The following is a 15,136-nucleotide window of genomic DNA, read 5'->3' as shown; positions in this document are numbered from 1 at the left end:
CCCTGATAAACGGGCACTCGATCTCTTGTGCAAGGTCGATGAAACGTTTGGCCTCGTCCAGATTTTTTGTTCTTTCAGCTCCCTCCGGGAAATGCAAATTGGTAGACGAACCGAGATCAACAAACCTCAACCCTTTATCTTTCATCATCCGAAGCGTCGCTTTTCGGTTTTCGGAACTTTTAAATTCTTCACATTGTAATAGATCGAGCTGTCGTTTTATTCCGCGCAGTTCGATGCCCTGGTAATCGTGTGCGGAGGCAAAGTCAACTGTTTGTTTGAAGTCCCAATCAGGACAGCCCAAAGTAGAAAAGGATAATAAGGCTCTATTGCGTTGAGCGCCAAAGGCAAAAGGCATTACTGACCATGACACGAGTATTAATGAGGACTGAATGAATTGGCGGCGTGTAGGGTGTTTCATAACCAGGTTTTTTGCCAGATATCTTAACCAGTGACTGACTTAAACTTCAACAAATATTCACGGCTTTGCTTCAACGCTTCATAAACATCGATAGCTGATTTATCCAGCTCGATCACCATCCACTCCACCTTGTCTGAACATGCATTCACTATCGAAGGAATATCTAATGTACCTTTTCCGACAGGTGTCATTGGATCAGGCGTATCCATGATCAATTTTTCATTAAAAACCGCTGGGCCGTCTTTAATGTGGATCAAGCGTATTCTGTTCTTAAGCTTCTTCAAAATTGTGGCAGGGTCCTGGCCTGCTACCTTCACCCAATAAACATCGGTTTCAAAAAAGATGTCCGGGTTCAACTCTTCATTCAACACTTCATATACTAATTTACCACCCACATGATTCCGGTATTCCCACCAATGATTATGCAGCCCAAAATGTAACCCATGATCCTTGGCTAGTTTATAGCTTTCATTATATAGTTTGACCAATTCCTTCGTGCCTGCCAGCGAGCTATAGCGTTTATCTTCAGGCCACCCGTGCCAGATCAGTTTATCGCAGCCGTAGGCTTTTGCGTTGCTTACCAGCTTTGCAATGTTATCCTTTGTAGGCATATCCACATGGCAGGATGTCACATTAAAGCCAAACTCTTTTAAGGTACCTGCAGCAGTTGCAACGCTTACATTTTCAGGCCAGAAAGCAGTCTCTACGTTTTTGAATCCAAGATCAGCCAAATGCTTTAAGCTTCCCCTTAAATCTTTAGAAATGGCATCGCGGATCGTATAAAGCTGAACGGCTAACCGGTGCTTTCCTGCCCCGGATAGTTTTAGAAAGTCGGGCATAGCTGTGGCCATTATTCCCATGCCTGCCAATTGGATAAATTCTCTCCTGTTTGTCATGTTTATGAATTGGTTTTTGTTCCCTTTTTAAATTCGTCAATCGCGTGGTTTACGGCACGGGCAGTAAGCGCCATGAAAGTAATGGAAGGATTTTGCACCCCGGTCGAGGTCATGCAGGCGCCGTCTGTCACAAACACATTGGGGCAATGGTGCATGGCGTTCCATTTGTTCAACAATGAAGTTTTTGGATCATTGCCCATCCTTACTCCGCCGACTTCGTGTATGTCGAGCCCTGGCGCTTGCCCGGTGTCGACAGTTTGAACATTTGTACAACCGGCCGCATGCAACATTTCGCTTCCGGTTTGGAAGAAATCTTTTAACAATTTCTCATCATTGTCATCATATCCAACCGAGGTAACCAGCAAAGGAATACCCCATTTGTCTTTTTTGTCTTTACTTAGCCTGACGTGGTTGGTTTCCTTCGGGATAGTTTCTCCTTGTATCGACATACTCACGCGCCAAGGGCCCGGTTCGCCAAGCGCATCCTTAAATGCGCCGCCGATACCTTCAGCATTTACCCGGGGGCGATCAGCTCCATAAAACATCATGTACCCCCGTTGAAAATCCATTTCCTGTTTTTGTATGTTCCTAAAATTCGGGATCATTGGCTGGGTAGGTCTGCGGCCATAGTAATACTTGTCCGGCGGACCATCAAAATCAGCAAAAATGTTTCCGCGATAGTTTTGAAAGGCAACATATTTTCCCAGCAGCCCATTATCATTTCCCAGTCCATTCGGGAACCGTGAGGAAGTGGAATTTAACAAGATCAGGTTGGTATTGAGGCAGGCGGCGTTAATAAAGATCAGGTCAGCATAATATTCATGTTCCTGCATGGTTTCAGCATCGATAACTTTTACACCTGTGGCTTTGCCAAGCTTATCATCATAGATTACCGAGCGCACAACAGAGAAAGGCCGAAGAGTGAGATTGCCTGTTTTCTTAGCCCATGGAATGGTGGAGGAATTGGAGCTGAAATACCCTCCAAATGGACATCCTCTTTCACATTGGTTACGCGCCTGGCATTGCCCACGTCCCTGCTGCAAATGGATGGGTTCGGGCTTAGTTAGGTGAGCACATCTTCCCTGTACAACGTGGCGTCCCGGATATTTAAGCATAATACGCGATGCAATATCCTTTTCAACGCAGTTCATTTCCCAGGCCGGAAGGAATTCACCGTCCGGCAATATATCCAAGCCATCACGATTACCGCTTATGCCAACAAATTTTTCGACATAAGAATACCATGGCGCGATATCATTATACCTGATGGGCCAGTCTACCGCGTATCCGTCCCTTGCAGGTCCCTCAAAATCATGCTGGCTCCAGCGCTGGGTTTGCCGCCACCATAATAAGGATTTACCGCCCACCTGATACCCACGTATCCAGTCAAAAGGTTTTTCCTGCACATAAGGATGTTCCGTATCCTTTACGAAAAAATGCGCGGTCGATTCATCAAATGCATAGCAACGGGAAACCACCGGATTATCCTTTGTTACAGACAAAGGCATTTTCAAATGATGCGGAAACTCCCAGGGTCCTTTTAATGCTGTCGGGTAGTCTTTCAGATGTTCTACGTTTCTGCCTCTTTCCAGAACCAGCGTTTTCAAGCCTTTTTCGCAAAGTTCTTTAGCCGCCCAGCCACCGCTTATTCCTGAGCCGACAACAATGGCATCATATGTATTTTTTCCCTTTGCCCGTATGTTGAGGTTGGGTTTTTTTGACGAATCAGTTGCGTCCATAGAGAAAGAGGTTAATATTGGTTAAATCGATTGTCAAGTTAATAATAAAAATCTTTGTGTCGGATTGACGCTTTCATTATTTTTTTACAGACCTGAAAATTTTCTTGCATTTATAAAAATCATCATTACATTTGTAGTGTACTATTATACTAATACACTAATATGATTCAGATTGAGAATCTTGATTTTTGGTATAAAAAAGGAAAGCCGGTATTTAAAAACCTGAGCCTTTCACTAAACCCCGGCCACATTTATGGCCTGTTGGGAAAGAATGGCGCAGGAAAATCAACGCTATTAAAAATTATTGCAGGGCTGGCTTTTCCAATCTCAGGCAAATGTCTTGTTAATGGAATGAATTCGGCCGGGAGAATGGTGTCGATGCTGGAGGATATGTTCTTTATACCGGAAGATATTTATGCACCCGCATTGACGCCTGAGCAGTTTGCAAGAAATACCGGGTTATTCTATCCTAAATTCAGCTTAACGGATTTTTATGCTAATCTTAAAACTTTAGATGTAGATCCTGAATTGCTGATGAGCAGCCAGTCGTACGGGCAGCAAAAGAAAGTGATGATCGCGTTTGGCCTGGCCACTAATACCTCGGTACTTATTATGGACGAACCCACAAACGGGCTGGATATTCCCTCTAAAGTTCAATTCAGAAAACTGATTGCTTCTATGCTTAATGCCGAAAGATGCGTTATTATCTCTACCCACCAGGTAAGGGATTTAGATAGCCTGATCGACACCATCCTGATACTTGATAATCACCAAATAGTAGTTAACAGCGATGTGGAAGAAGTGACCGACAAACTGCTATTCGGCCTGTTCGACAATACCGCAGGAATGAAAGTTTTATACGAGGAAGAAACCATGCGCGGCAAACACGCCATTATACACAACACTTCGGGCAAATACAGTAAAATGGATTTGGAACTGCTTTTCAATGGGGTGACTAATGGCTCTGTTCAATTAGTAGAAACACTAAAAACAGGAGGTAACGATGAATAATTTTTTTAGTTTGAAGCGTTTCTGTCGTCTCTTCGTTAAGCATACGGTTGAGCATTACCGTACCTACCTGATGTCGATCGCGGTGTTGACGGGCGTAATTTTACTTGGAGGGTCGTTCCTGTTCTTTATCGTCCCCGAGCCGCCTGACACCGCGTTCCAGACAGCAGCTTTTATTATCCTGATGCTTATTGCGGGCTGTATTTTCACCAGTACAGTATTTATGGATTTCGGTGAAAAAAATAAAGCTATCCCCGCACTCACGCTTCCGGCCACAGCATTCGAAAAATTCCTGGTAGGATGGATATATTCCTATCCTGTTTTTCTGCTGGTCTACACGGCGATTTTTTACCTCGTTGTCGGTAGCCTGGGCGTTACAAGACACCATTTTGTATTATTCAGCCTGCAGCAAGGCGAAATGCCGGCCCTTTTTGTGCTCTTTTCTATTCTGCACGCCATCACCCTTTTCGGCGCCATACTTTTCAGAAACCTGCACTTTATTAAAACCGGATTTACCTTTTTTATTAGCTATGCTTTGCTGCTGATATGCAATACAGTATTCCTAAAACTGATTACAGGACTGGCAATCGTTAAGCCGGCTATGCCTTACGGATTTCTCAATTTTAATGAGGGTCCAAAATATTATTCAATAAGCGCCGACGGGCCGGATTCACTCACGATAATGATAACGATAATGCTGGTGACCGTGCTGATATGGACAGCGGCCTATTTCAGATTAAAAGAAAAGCAGGTTTAGAGATGGAATTTAAAGATAACGAAGCGATATACCTGCAAATTGCCGCATTTGTATGCGAGAATATCCTGACCAGCAAATGGACGGCCGGGCAGAAGATACTCTCGGTACGCGACCTGGCTGTGGAACTTGAAGTAAACCCCAATACCGTGATGCGTTCGTACGAATTTTTACAGGGATTAGAGATCGTTTATAATAAACGCGGACTTGGCCTTTTTGTGGCCGAAGACGGATTTGAGAAGGTAAAAGCCTACCGGAAACAAAATTTTGTACAGCAAAACCTGCCCGAACTCTTTAAAAATATGTACCTGCTGGGTATTTCAATGGATGAGATCAGGCAGCAATATGAAGATTTCGCAGCGAAGCAGGAGGCTATCAAACTAAACGGAGACCAACATGAGAACAAGCAATAAAATACTGATCGCATCATTCGCCTTGCTTACCATCAGCCTGGCATTTTACGACTTTAGGCTTAAGGCTGAATATCAAAAGAAAGATTATACAGATGCTTATCGTGAGTTTGTAAAACTGGATTATAAAAACTTTAATGCGGTGGAGCTTGAGTCGTCCACAGCTGTCAATATTATGCTGGTACAGGGGCCTTTTAAGGTCGCCGCAAGTCCAGGGGCTATGGATTTTCTTGATATAAGGCAGAAAAAGAATCGCCTTGTCATCGGTATAAAGTTTCCGGATCATTGGCGTGGTATAGGCCCGGAATATGCTATTTATATCTCGTGCCCCTCGTTGTCATCTTTTAAAGCCGATGCATCCTATATGATAGATGATACCAAAGTAACAGATACCATTGCAAGAGATGCTGATTGGCGTCCAACCATGATCAATGGATTTACTGCCGATAGTCTTAATATACAACAAGATCATGCCTCGAATGTGGCACTTCAAAACAATAGGATCAAGCATCTTACTGCTACCGTTGGTGTAAGCGACCAAAGCAGGTCAATACTTACTGTCGGTCAAAACAACAAGTTTGACCAGGCAGATCTGACTATTCTGAACCGTAGCCATTTATGGATCAGAGGAACAAATTTCAATAATATAAACTACCATCTGGCCGATAGCGCCAGTCTTATCATCAACGGCGCAGAGGCGAAACATCTATTAAATCTTAAATAGCTATGAAATTAGTGATCAATTCTCTTTCTAAAACGTATGCTAACGGTGTGACAGCCTTAAAGGATGTTTCGCTGACGCTTACCAACGGCATGTTTGGCCTGCTTGGCCCCAATGGAGCAGGTAAATCTTCCCTCATGCGAACTATTGCCACACTGCAGGAGGCAGATTCGGGCAGTGTTTTTCTGGATGACCTGGATGTATTAAAGAATAAAACACAAGTAAGACAACTGCTTGGCTACCTGCCACAGGAGTTTGGTGTGTATCCCAAAATATCCGCCGAGCGTATGCTTGATCATATCGCACAATTAAAAGGTGTAGGCAATGCCGGTGAACGAAAGGACCTGGTACTTGGCTTGCTAGAAAAAGTGAACCTGTTTAAAGACCGCAAGAAACATTTGGGTACTTATTCAGGTGGCATGAAACAACGTTTCGGCATAGCTCAGGCACTTATCGGCGATCCAAAACTGATCATCGTTGATGAACCGACGGCTGGCCTCGACCCTGCTGAGCGCAACCGGTTTTATAACCTGCTCAGCCAGTTAGGCGAAAATACCATCGTGATTCTTTCAACACACATTGTTGAAGATGTGAGCACACTTTGTTCCAACTTCGCTATCATCTGCCTTGGCGAAGTTCTATATGCCGGTGATCCTGAAACAGCGGTGAAAGAACTGGAAGGCAAGGTCTATACAAAAGCGATAAACCAATCCGAGATACAATATTACCGGGATGTTTATAATGTAATATCCACGCAGCTTAAATCCGGGAAGCTGCATATCAGGGTATTAAAGGAAGAGGATCAGCCACAAGATGGCTTTATTTCAACTGCTCCAAACCTGGAAGATGTTTACTTCAGTAATATTGCTACACGTGTAGATGTGAATACTATGTAAAATAGGTTGAAGTGGTTGTAGTCGTTGTATTGGTTGAAGAAGTTTGATTATTCGCTATTGACTATGAAAAGCAACCCAGAACATAACCTTTACAACCTTTTCAACATTTACAACCTTTTAAACTAAAAACTGCTATAAACCAATAACTTATGTTTTCGAAAATATTTCTGTTCGAGATCCAAAACCGGATCCGCAGGCCCGCCGTTTACCTATATTTTGCAGCTGTACTGCTGTTCACCATGTTCGCATTCTCTACGGGTTCGTTGCCTGTGGGTGAAAAGGAACATATCAATTCTCCCTACCTGATCACGTTCTGGTGCTGCGGTATGACGATGATGATGATGCTCATCAGCTCATCGGTAATGGGCACAGCATTATACCGGGACATTGAATATCAGACCAAAGATTATTACCTCACTTATCCGATCACTAAAAGCGGCTATTTCTGGGGCAGATATCTTGGTTCTTTTGTATTCATGATATTAGTTGCCCTTGCCGTGCCTGTTGCCATTTACCTAAGTACCTATATCGGACCATTAACAGGGAAAACTGTCCCTGCGCAGTACGGCCCCAACAGGCTCATTTATTACCTGTACCCATTTCTGCTTATTGCAATACCTAATGTATTCTTTACCTCATCCTTTTTCTTTGGCCTGGTTGCAATTACCCGGAATGTTAAAGTGATCTATTTTGGCGGAATACTGCTGTTCTTATTCTATTTCATCGCCTTGTTCTTTCTCGACCATACCACTAACACCACGGTTATTGGTATTTCCGACCCGTTCGGTCTAAATGGTGTACGATACCAGATGAATAATTCGAGCGCAGTACAACACAATAATTCTTTAATAGCGATGAACGGTCCTATGGCTATAAACCGTTTCCTATGGCCGGGGCTTGGTTTGGTAGTATTGATAATAACCTACCTGAGATTCAATTTTGAAAGATTCTTTGCCGGCAAACGTGATAAGGCAACTATTGATGAAGTCGGTGTGCGATCAAATAAAATACTCAAAATCCCGGCTGTAAGCTTTTCGGGCAAATACAATAAAATCACATTGAAAAGCCTTATAAAACTGGAATTACTTAATATCATCCGCGACAATTATTTCTGGATAATCGTGGGCGCCGGCAGCGTTTTTCTAGGATTTGTATTCTGGCTGGGAGATAATAACTTCGGGATACCCGAATTGCCACGAACGGTATTACTGCTTGGCATTTTCGCCGATGCCTTTCCGTTCTTCATCTTTTTTATCATCATGTTCTATACAGGCGAAACACTGCAACGCGACAAGCTTACACGTTATGCTTTCATCAATGATTCGCTGTCGCCGCCAAACTGGGTGTTGAATGGCTCAAAGCTGATCCCGCTGCTGATTTTAGCAACCGAGCTATCACTGATGCCTTTGGTGGTAGGCGTAATTATTCAACTGGTTAAGGGCTTTACTCATTTTAATTTATCAGCCTATTTTACCTATATATTAGTTTCGTTGCTGCCAAAATTGCTTACCGCAGCTGTATTCTGTTATGTGGTGCAGATTATCTTCAATAACAAGTTTGCGGCTTATGCATTTGGCGTCACGCTCTGGATAGGTATGTTCTTCCTGGATAGTACCGGAACTTTTGACTATCACCTGATCTTATATTCTTACACGCCTAAATCCGGCATGTCGGATATGGATGGCATGGGGCATATGATCAGACCGATACTTTGGTTTAACCTGTATTGGTTATTAGCGGCCGTCCTGCTTATCATTATCGCAGCGCTTTTTTATAACCGTGGCGTCAACTCGTCATTTAAGGAAAGATTACAGCTGATTCCTGAAAGGTTTGACGGGAGAACCAAACTATTTGTTTTCGGTTTACTGCCATTGTTCCTGGCAGCAGGTGGATATATCTATTACAACATAAGCTATTTGAACGAGTACCGGACGAAAAATGAAAATGATGACCGCGCCATCATTTATGAAAAGACGCTTAAACATTTTCAAAGCCAGCCAGTGCCCAAAGTGACCCGCATTAAAATGTATGCTGATCTTTTTCCGCGTGAAAAGAAAGAATTTGTAAGGGCGACGGTAACCATCGTCAATAAAAACAGCCAACCGATATACAACATGCTGCTGGATGGCGACGAACTGACCGACTATTCCATTAGTATCAATGGAAAGCCCATGGCTTTTACCTATCCATTACTCTATTCGCGCGGATTTTTTAGCTGGTTTGGGCCGAAACAAGACACAGCTGAGTTCAGGGTTTATAATTTCGATAAACCGTTAGCGCCAGGAGACTCGGCGGTACTGCAGATCAATTCGTCGGTCGTACACAAAGGGTTTACCAATGGTCTTTATGCCAACAATTTATTAAACAACGGTACATTCTTCACCGGCGGTTTGCCAGGGCTGGGTTATGACGATGATGATGAAATTAGCAGCCCGTATGTTCGTAAGAAAGCAGGATTGCCCCCTAAGGAAGACGAAGAAATAGCGCAAAATGATCAGGTTGGTATCATGAATTTGAAAGCAGGAAAAGCGGCAGACTTGGTTAATATCGATGTAATAGTAAGCACCGAGGGCGACCAGGTTGCCATCTCACATGGCGATTTGATAAGGCAATGGAAAGAAAAAGGACGCAATTATTTCCATTATGTTCAAGATAAGCCGGGCATGTATACTCCATTCGGTATTCTTTCGGCCAGGTATACTGACCGGAAAGACAGTGTGATGCTCGATCATAAGGTCAATATTGATATTTATTATGATCCGGAGCAGGACGTCAATATTGATCGCTATATCAAAGCTTATAACGACGGATTAAAATACTATAGCAGTGTTTATGGGAACTATCCTTTTAACAATATCAGGCAGGTTGAAACTGCACCTTATGGTCCGCGCGAAGCTGCTACAACTACATTGAATACTTATTCGGAGCTCAACGGATGGAACGCCAATCTTACTAATCCGGATCAGTTTGACTACCTGTATTCAAACACGGTCAGGGCGCTGGCACAGCAGTGGTGGCGCTTCCAGGTGGCTCCGAATAGTACTATTGGCTCACTGGTAATACCCGAAGGTTTGGCTAATTATGATGCGCTGGTGATGAGCGAGAGAAGATATAGCAAGGCTAATATGCGTCCTGTTATATTGAACGAGCTATGGTTCTACCTGTTTATCCGCAGGCGTATGGAGGAAAAGGAGCACCCCATTATCAAAGCTGACAAGTGGTTTGAATGGGGCGATAAAACAGGTGTGGCTATGTATGGTTTGAGAGAGTTAATAGGCGAAGACAGCCTGAACAATGCTTTGCGTGAATTTAAAAATGCCTATGCTTTCAAAAGTGCCGGGCCTTTTGCCGGGGCAAACGACCTGTATCATTACCTGCAGAAACATACGCCTGATTCATTGCAATATTATCTAACTGACACCTGGCAAAAGGTAACACTTTATGACAATAAGATCAACACTGTTACGGTGAAACCCACAGGCAATAAGGATGAATACAAAATCGACCTGAAAATAAATATTGACAAAACCTGGCTTAATGATAAAAACGACGATGTGCCGGCACTAAACATGAATGATTATATCGACATCGGCGTTTTTGGTCAGGATACCAAGAACCAGGACGGCAGTACGAAAGCTAATTTTGCCTATCTGAAACGATACAAATTCAAACGGGGCGATCACAAACTGACCATCATTGTTAAAGGCAAACCAAAAGCAGTGGCAATTGACCCGCTTGGGTATTTGATTGACAGGAACCCGAATGACAACTTAAAAGATTTATAATGATCATCCCCCCGCACGTTTCTGCTCCTCTTCTGAACCTGATTTGCTTTGCGTTTTGGTAAGCTTACCGCTGCCAAAGCGGTAGGTAAAGGTTACAATAACTGGTCCGGCATATCGTGTCGAATGGCCATACTGATTCAGATCGAAATAATGGTCGGTGCCGTTGCCGAATTTTGGGATAGCTATCGGATTAATTGCATTGATGGTAATAGAGCCGTTATCATGCAGTATTTTTTGTTTCAGCGCGAGGGTCCAATCTAAATAGGCTGGATATATTGAGCCTACGAACTGGCGTTTGGATTCATATTCAAAATCCGTTTCAAATGATAGCTTGTTGCTGCAACGAAAGGTATTGTTGGACACCACGTCGACGGTGGCAAATCCGGGATCATCCAGGCTGAAGCCGTTTGCGTTGCCGTTGAACGAGTTTTGATATATCGTAACCGAAGTATTGGTTGTAAACCACTTGGCCAGTTCCTTATTATAACTGATTTGTACATCCCATGAATGCGCGCTTTGAACGTTGGTAGGTATACGCGTCATGGTTGTTTTGTTAGAATCGAGATACGGGAATGTCCGTAGGTAATCTCGAACGACATCATATTCCGCGGTAATAAAAAAAGTATTGCGATACGCCCAGGTTATTCCGGTGTGCCAATCAAGATTGGGCTTTAGGTTGGGGTTTCCCTGGAAATAAAGCGTTGCCGAGAGTGGCCTTCTGAAAGGTACTAGTTCATGATAGTCCGGGCGGTCCGTTCTCCTGCCAAATTGAAAATTAAAAATATTCTCGTCGTCAAACTTATCGCTAAGAAAAAGTGTCGGGAATAGCTGCAAATAATTTTGGTCTATAGTTGCATTTGTAAATAGCTGCTGTCCTTTCATCACGGTTTGTTCTGCACGCAAACCGGCCTGCACCGTCAATTTTTGGTACTGCCTATTAAAGTTTACGTAAGCTGCATTAATATTTTCACTGTTGACATTATAATCACTTTGTGTTGAGTCGACCACATTTTGCCCCCCTACCTGATTATAATAAGTGCTGTTATTATTGGTTTTTACATAGCTCGACTTTAAGCCGGTTTCTATTTTACCACCGCTGGGCAACGGCTGCACATAATCTACACGGGCGCCAAAAATCTGCAGTGTACGCCGCTCATCGATAAAAACATTGTCCTGGTTTAGCAAATTTCCCGATGGATCATAATTAATAGTAGTGTTGTACTGTCCTGGCTTATATCGGTAACTGGAATAATCCGCGTCTGCCGACCATTGCCTGCCTGCAGTATCCAGTTTATGCACCAACTGAACACCTGTGGTATAATTAAAAGGCTTATCCCTGTTAATTGCTGCAAAATTCTCACTCCCGGTTTGGTTATGACTTCCATCAAAGGAAGTCACTAAAGAATTGATATTCTCAGTTGCCTGCCGGTCGGAAATATTGCCTGTCAGGGTTAGCGTGGTTTTTTTTGATAAATACAGGTCAAGGCCGGCAACTGAATTGTAAGCGCGGTAGACGTTCCCACGGCTGTTATCAGAGACTTCTTTGGTTAGTAAAGAATTGCCGTTCATTATATCGGCAACTACCGTACTTTTGCCTGGCAGTGCTTTACTGTAACCATAATTATTATTGAGGTACAGGTTGTACTTGTCATTTTTATAACTAAGCGCCAGGCTGCCATTATAACGATCGTTATGCCCCCAGCCTGCACCGCCTGTGACCGTACCATTCAGTCCGCTTTTACTATTCTTTTTCCTGATGATGTTGATGATGCCGCCTGTTCCCTCAGCGTCGTATTTCGCCGATGGATTGGTCATGATCTCGATCTTCTGAATATCCGATGATGGCGTATTAGTCAGGAGGTTTGCCAGGTCCTCCGCAGACAAATAGGTAGTCTTATCGTCAATAGTGACATTGATGCCCGATTTGCCATTTAAGGTGATCTGCCCATCAGGAGATACTTGTACACCCGGTAATTTCTTCAATAATTCCAATGCATTCGTTCCGGTATTTGCAATATTCTGATCTACATTGACAACAGTTTTATCGATCTGTTTTTCAATAAACGACGCCTGTGCTTTTATTTCAACCCCGCTCAGCGTTTTGGTTGATGGAATTAGGGCTATTATGCCTAAGTCTTTTACTGTATCCGTTTTATTAATAACCAAACCGGGCTTTGTTACTTTATTATATCCGATCAAGTCTATTTCTATAGCATAATTCCCTTGCGGTACATTGCTAAACGTAAAGCTGCCGGATTGATCAGTAGATATCGCTTTATATAGAGTTGAATCCGTCGTTATTTGCAATTTGACAATCACCGAACTTAAAGGAATATTTTTTTCGTCAGTTACACTTCCTTTTATAATCCCCTGCCCAAACAAATGCAGATGTATTAGTACGCTTAGGATTATCAATAACAAAGATCGGTTTACCTGCTTCATTGTATTTTTTTAACCAATTATAGCAGGTAACTGAATACGCGGATTAAGAGAGGGGCAGACTGTGCCGGGATGACTACATACAGACAAAATTGGCCTTCAAAACTTGTACGGACGCCTTTATGATATATCCAGGGGGGGCTTTTGCCTTTTGGTCGACTATCTGCACACCCAATTCCTAAAATAACTATACTTGTGTATGAGCTTATTCGACAGGTTCTTATCGTTTCACAAAAACCACCGCTGGCTTACTCACACAGTCTACTGGCTCATTTATCTGCTCATATCCGTCAGTGCAAGCAAGTATCATGATGGAGAAAAAGGTACCTATAGCTTTGAGTTCATCAGTGATGCATTATATATTTCGGCCGAGATGATAGCCGCGTACAGTCTGGCCTATTTTGTAGTACCACAGTTTATTTACCGCAAAAGGTATTTTCTTTCCATTGTGGAATTCGTAATCGTCTGTTATATGTCCTGCGTTGTAGGACGGATATTTATCGTGAAGATCTGTGAGCCTTTGGCCGGGGTGAAGCCTAAAGCATTCGAAACCTACCTGGAAATACTGACAGATATCCCCAAACTGCTATATGTGTATTTGTTTGATATCCTGTCTTCATCCGCTATTTTCATATTTCTGAAGCTATTAAAGGATCAGTTTGAAACACAAAAAAGGGCGCTGGTACTTGAAAAGGAAAAAGCAGAAACCGAATTGAAACTGCTAAAAACACAGCTCAATCCGCACTTCCTGTTCAATACGCTTAATAATATTTACTCTTTGTCTTTTACATCCTCACCCGCTACATCACCGTCTATTGCCCGGCTTGCCGATATCCTGGATCATATACTTTACCGGTGCAACGGGCAGTATGTACCCCTGAAAGCCGAGATCGCTCTAGTAAACAATTATATCGAACTCGAAAAACTGCGGTATGATGACCGCCTTACCGTAAATTTTAAAACAGAGGTTGAATATGAGTCTGATATTGCACCACTCATTTTGCTATCACTGGTAGAAAATGCTTTTAAACATGGCGCCAGTGATGATGCAGGTGCCCCCGTTATTAATATCGACCTGTTTGCAAGCGAGGAAAGCTTTATCTTTAAAATATCAAATACGGTTGCAGCACAGAACACTGCTCCTGAGAGAGCCTCTAACGAACGGATAGGATTGAGTAATCTGCGGCGGCAGTTGGACCTTATTTATGGGGATGATTATATGCTTGACGTGACCAGGGAGGATAAACACTTTGTGGTGCAATTAGCCATCAGGCTAAAAAAAGAAGTTACCAAAGATGAAAAAGACCAGGTGCTTATTAGTTGACGATGAGCCTTTGGCCATAGCACTCATGCAAAAGCATATCGGGCAACTCGATTTTATGGAGGTAACCGCAACCTGTCCGAATGCATTGAAAGCCCTGGAAATACTTAAAAAAACTGAGGTCGACCTGATGTTCCTCGATATCAGTATGCCTGCCATCAATGGCATCGACTTTTTAAAGATGCTGCGAAATCCACCGAAAGTGATCATTACAACAGCATATCGCGAGTATGCGCTGGATGGCTATGACCTGGATATTGTAGATTATCTCCTAAAGCCTATCACCTTTGATCGATTCTTTAAAGCTATAGAGCGTTATCTCAGAAATGCCGACCAGCAAACCCAGACCACTCCACAGATAACTATTGAAACAGAAAGCATTTTTCTGAAATCGGGATACCGGAATGTGAAGATCAATATTGATGACATCCTGTATATGGAAAGTGTAAAAGATTATGTGAAAGTATATACGCTGAACGGGCCTGTCACAACTAAATACAAGATCAGCGATATGGAAGGCAATCTTTCCGCTAAAAATTTCCTGCGAATTCACCGGTCTTTTATCATCAACCTGAAACACATTATTGCCTTTACCGCAAGTGACGTAGAAATCGGCAAGACTGAGTTGCCGATAGGCGAAAGCTATAAGGAACATGTGATACGCATGCTGAGGACTTTAAGGTAATCCTACTCATTCTTCAACCTAATCCATTAAAATGGTCATTCCGGCATATCTAATGGCTCAATTT

Annotated in this window: 12 protein-coding genes; 8 read left to right on the top strand and 4 right to left on the bottom strand. The window is 42.9% G+C overall.

Features of this window, described 5'->3' with window-relative positions; all coding sequences use genetic code 11:
* The 3 genes from VIM89_RS10485 to VIM89_RS10475 all read right to left on the bottom strand — a co-directional run.
* The coding region (locus VIM89_RS10485; RefSeq protein WP_488156098.1) for a sugar phosphate isomerase/epimerase family protein at positions 1–418 on the bottom strand (418 nt) is incomplete at its 3' end.
* 23 nt (positions 419–441) lie between these two features.
* Positions 442–1,314 carry a sugar phosphate isomerase/epimerase family protein gene (locus VIM89_RS10480; protein ID WP_488156097.1) on the bottom strand — a complete coding sequence of 291 codons (873 nt, stop codon included), beginning with the start codon at positions 1,312–1,314 and terminating at the stop codon, positions 442–444.
* Positions 1,315–1,316: 2 nt separating this feature from the next.
* Positions 1,317–3,053: a GMC oxidoreductase gene (locus tag VIM89_RS10475; protein ID WP_488156096.1), complete on the bottom strand. Its 1,737-nt coding sequence runs from the start codon at positions 3,051–3,053 to the stop codon at positions 1,317–1,319.
* Between the two features lie 162 nt (positions 3,054–3,215).
* Between VIM89_RS10475 and VIM89_RS10470 the strand changes: the two genes are divergently transcribed.
* From VIM89_RS10470 to VIM89_RS10445, 6 genes are all read left to right on the top strand, one after another.
* Positions 3,216–4,064, top strand: a complete 849-nt coding sequence (locus VIM89_RS10470) for an ABC transporter ATP-binding protein (RefSeq protein ID WP_488156095.1) — start codon at positions 3,216–3,218, stop codon at positions 4,062–4,064.
* Complete coding sequence (locus tag VIM89_RS10465) at positions 4,057–4,818, top strand: hypothetical protein (RefSeq protein ID WP_488156094.1); 762 nt, start codon at positions 4,057–4,059, stop codon at positions 4,816–4,818. Before VIM89_RS10470 ends, VIM89_RS10465 begins: the two co-directional genes overlap by 8 nt.
* A 2-nt stretch (positions 4,819–4,820) precedes the next feature.
* The gene (locus tag VIM89_RS10460) at positions 4,821–5,228 is read left to right on the top strand and encodes a GntR family transcriptional regulator (protein WP_488156093.1); all 408 of its coding nucleotides are present in this window, start codon (positions 4,821–4,823) and stop codon (positions 5,226–5,228) included.
* Positions 5,212–5,949, top strand: coding sequence for a hypothetical protein (locus VIM89_RS10455; RefSeq protein WP_488156092.1), 738 nt, complete (start codon positions 5,212–5,214; stop codon positions 5,947–5,949). The genes VIM89_RS10460 and VIM89_RS10455 overlap by 17 nt, the downstream gene beginning before the upstream one ends.
* Positions 5,950–5,951: 2 nt before the next feature.
* Positions 5,952–6,842 (top strand): ABC transporter ATP-binding protein, encoded by an 891-nt coding sequence (locus VIM89_RS10450; RefSeq protein ID WP_488156091.1) that lies wholly within the window; start codon positions 5,952–5,954, stop codon positions 6,840–6,842.
* Positions 6,843–6,991: 149 nt separating this feature from the next.
* A complete protein-coding gene (locus tag VIM89_RS10445; RefSeq protein ID WP_488156090.1) occupies positions 6,992–10,627 on the top strand; it encodes a hypothetical protein in 3,636 nt (1,211 codons plus the stop codon).
* Positions 10,628–10,630: 3 nt separating this feature from the next.
* Here the strand turns inward: VIM89_RS10445 and VIM89_RS10440 are convergent, their stop codons facing one another.
* Positions 10,631–13,069, bottom strand: a complete 2,439-nt coding sequence (locus VIM89_RS10440; protein WP_488156089.1) for an outer membrane beta-barrel protein — start codon at positions 13,067–13,069, stop codon at positions 10,631–10,633.
* A 196-nt stretch (positions 13,070–13,265) separates the two neighbouring features.
* Here VIM89_RS10440 and VIM89_RS10435 point away from each other — a divergent pair, with 196 nt between their 5' ends.
* On the top strand, positions 13,266–14,390 hold the full coding sequence (locus VIM89_RS10435) for a sensor histidine kinase (protein ID WP_488156088.1): 1,125 nt from the start codon (positions 13,266–13,268) through the stop codon (positions 14,388–14,390).
* A complete protein-coding gene (locus tag VIM89_RS10430) occupies positions 14,362–15,072 on the top strand; it encodes a LytR/AlgR family response regulator transcription factor (RefSeq protein WP_488156087.1) in 711 nt (236 codons plus the stop codon). The genes VIM89_RS10435 and VIM89_RS10430 overlap by 29 nt, the downstream gene beginning before the upstream one ends.
* The last annotated feature ends 64 nt before the right edge of the window (positions 15,073–15,136 follow it).

The sequence above is a fragment of the Mucilaginibacter sp. genome (genome assembly GCF_036568825.1).
GTDB lineage: Bacteria > Bacteroidota > Bacteroidia > Sphingobacteriales > Sphingobacteriaceae > Mucilaginibacter.
The sequence above is the reverse complement of the archived record's forward strand: the minus strand, read 5'-3'. Positions and strand labels throughout refer to the sequence as shown.

Excerpts from the sequence above, each read along its gene's own strand:
- VIM89_RS10480 (WP_488156097.1), bottom strand. The coding sequence starts at position 1,314 with ATGACAAACAGGAGAGAATTTATCCAATTGGCAGGCATGGGAATAATG.
- VIM89_RS10475 (WP_488156096.1), bottom strand. The coding sequence starts at position 3,053 with ATGGACGCAACTGATTCGTCAAAAAAACCCAACCTCAACATACGGGCA.
- VIM89_RS10470 (WP_488156095.1), top strand. The coding sequence starts at position 3,216 with ATGATTCAGATTGAGAATCTTGATTTTTGGTATAAAAAAGGAAAGCCG.
- VIM89_RS10465 (WP_488156094.1), top strand. The coding sequence starts at position 4,057 with ATGAATAATTTTTTTAGTTTGAAGCGTTTCTGTCGTCTCTTCGTTAAG.
- VIM89_RS10460 (WP_488156093.1), top strand. The coding sequence starts at position 4,821 with ATGGAATTTAAAGATAACGAAGCGATATACCTGCAAATTGCCGCATTT.
- VIM89_RS10455 (WP_488156092.1), top strand. The coding sequence starts at position 5,212 with ATGAGAACAAGCAATAAAATACTGATCGCATCATTCGCCTTGCTTACC.
- VIM89_RS10450 (WP_488156091.1), top strand. The coding sequence starts at position 5,952 with ATGAAATTAGTGATCAATTCTCTTTCTAAAACGTATGCTAACGGTGTG.
- VIM89_RS10445 (WP_488156090.1), top strand. The coding sequence starts at position 6,992 with ATGTTTTCGAAAATATTTCTGTTCGAGATCCAAAACCGGATCCGCAGG.
- VIM89_RS10440 (WP_488156089.1), bottom strand. The coding sequence starts at position 13,069 with ATGAAGCAGGTAAACCGATCTTTGTTATTGATAATCCTAAGCGTACTA.
- VIM89_RS10435 (WP_488156088.1), top strand. The coding sequence starts at position 13,266 with ATGAGCTTATTCGACAGGTTCTTATCGTTTCACAAAAACCACCGCTGG.
- VIM89_RS10430 (WP_488156087.1), top strand. The coding sequence starts at position 14,362 with ATGAAAAAGACCAGGTGCTTATTAGTTGACGATGAGCCTTTGGCCATA.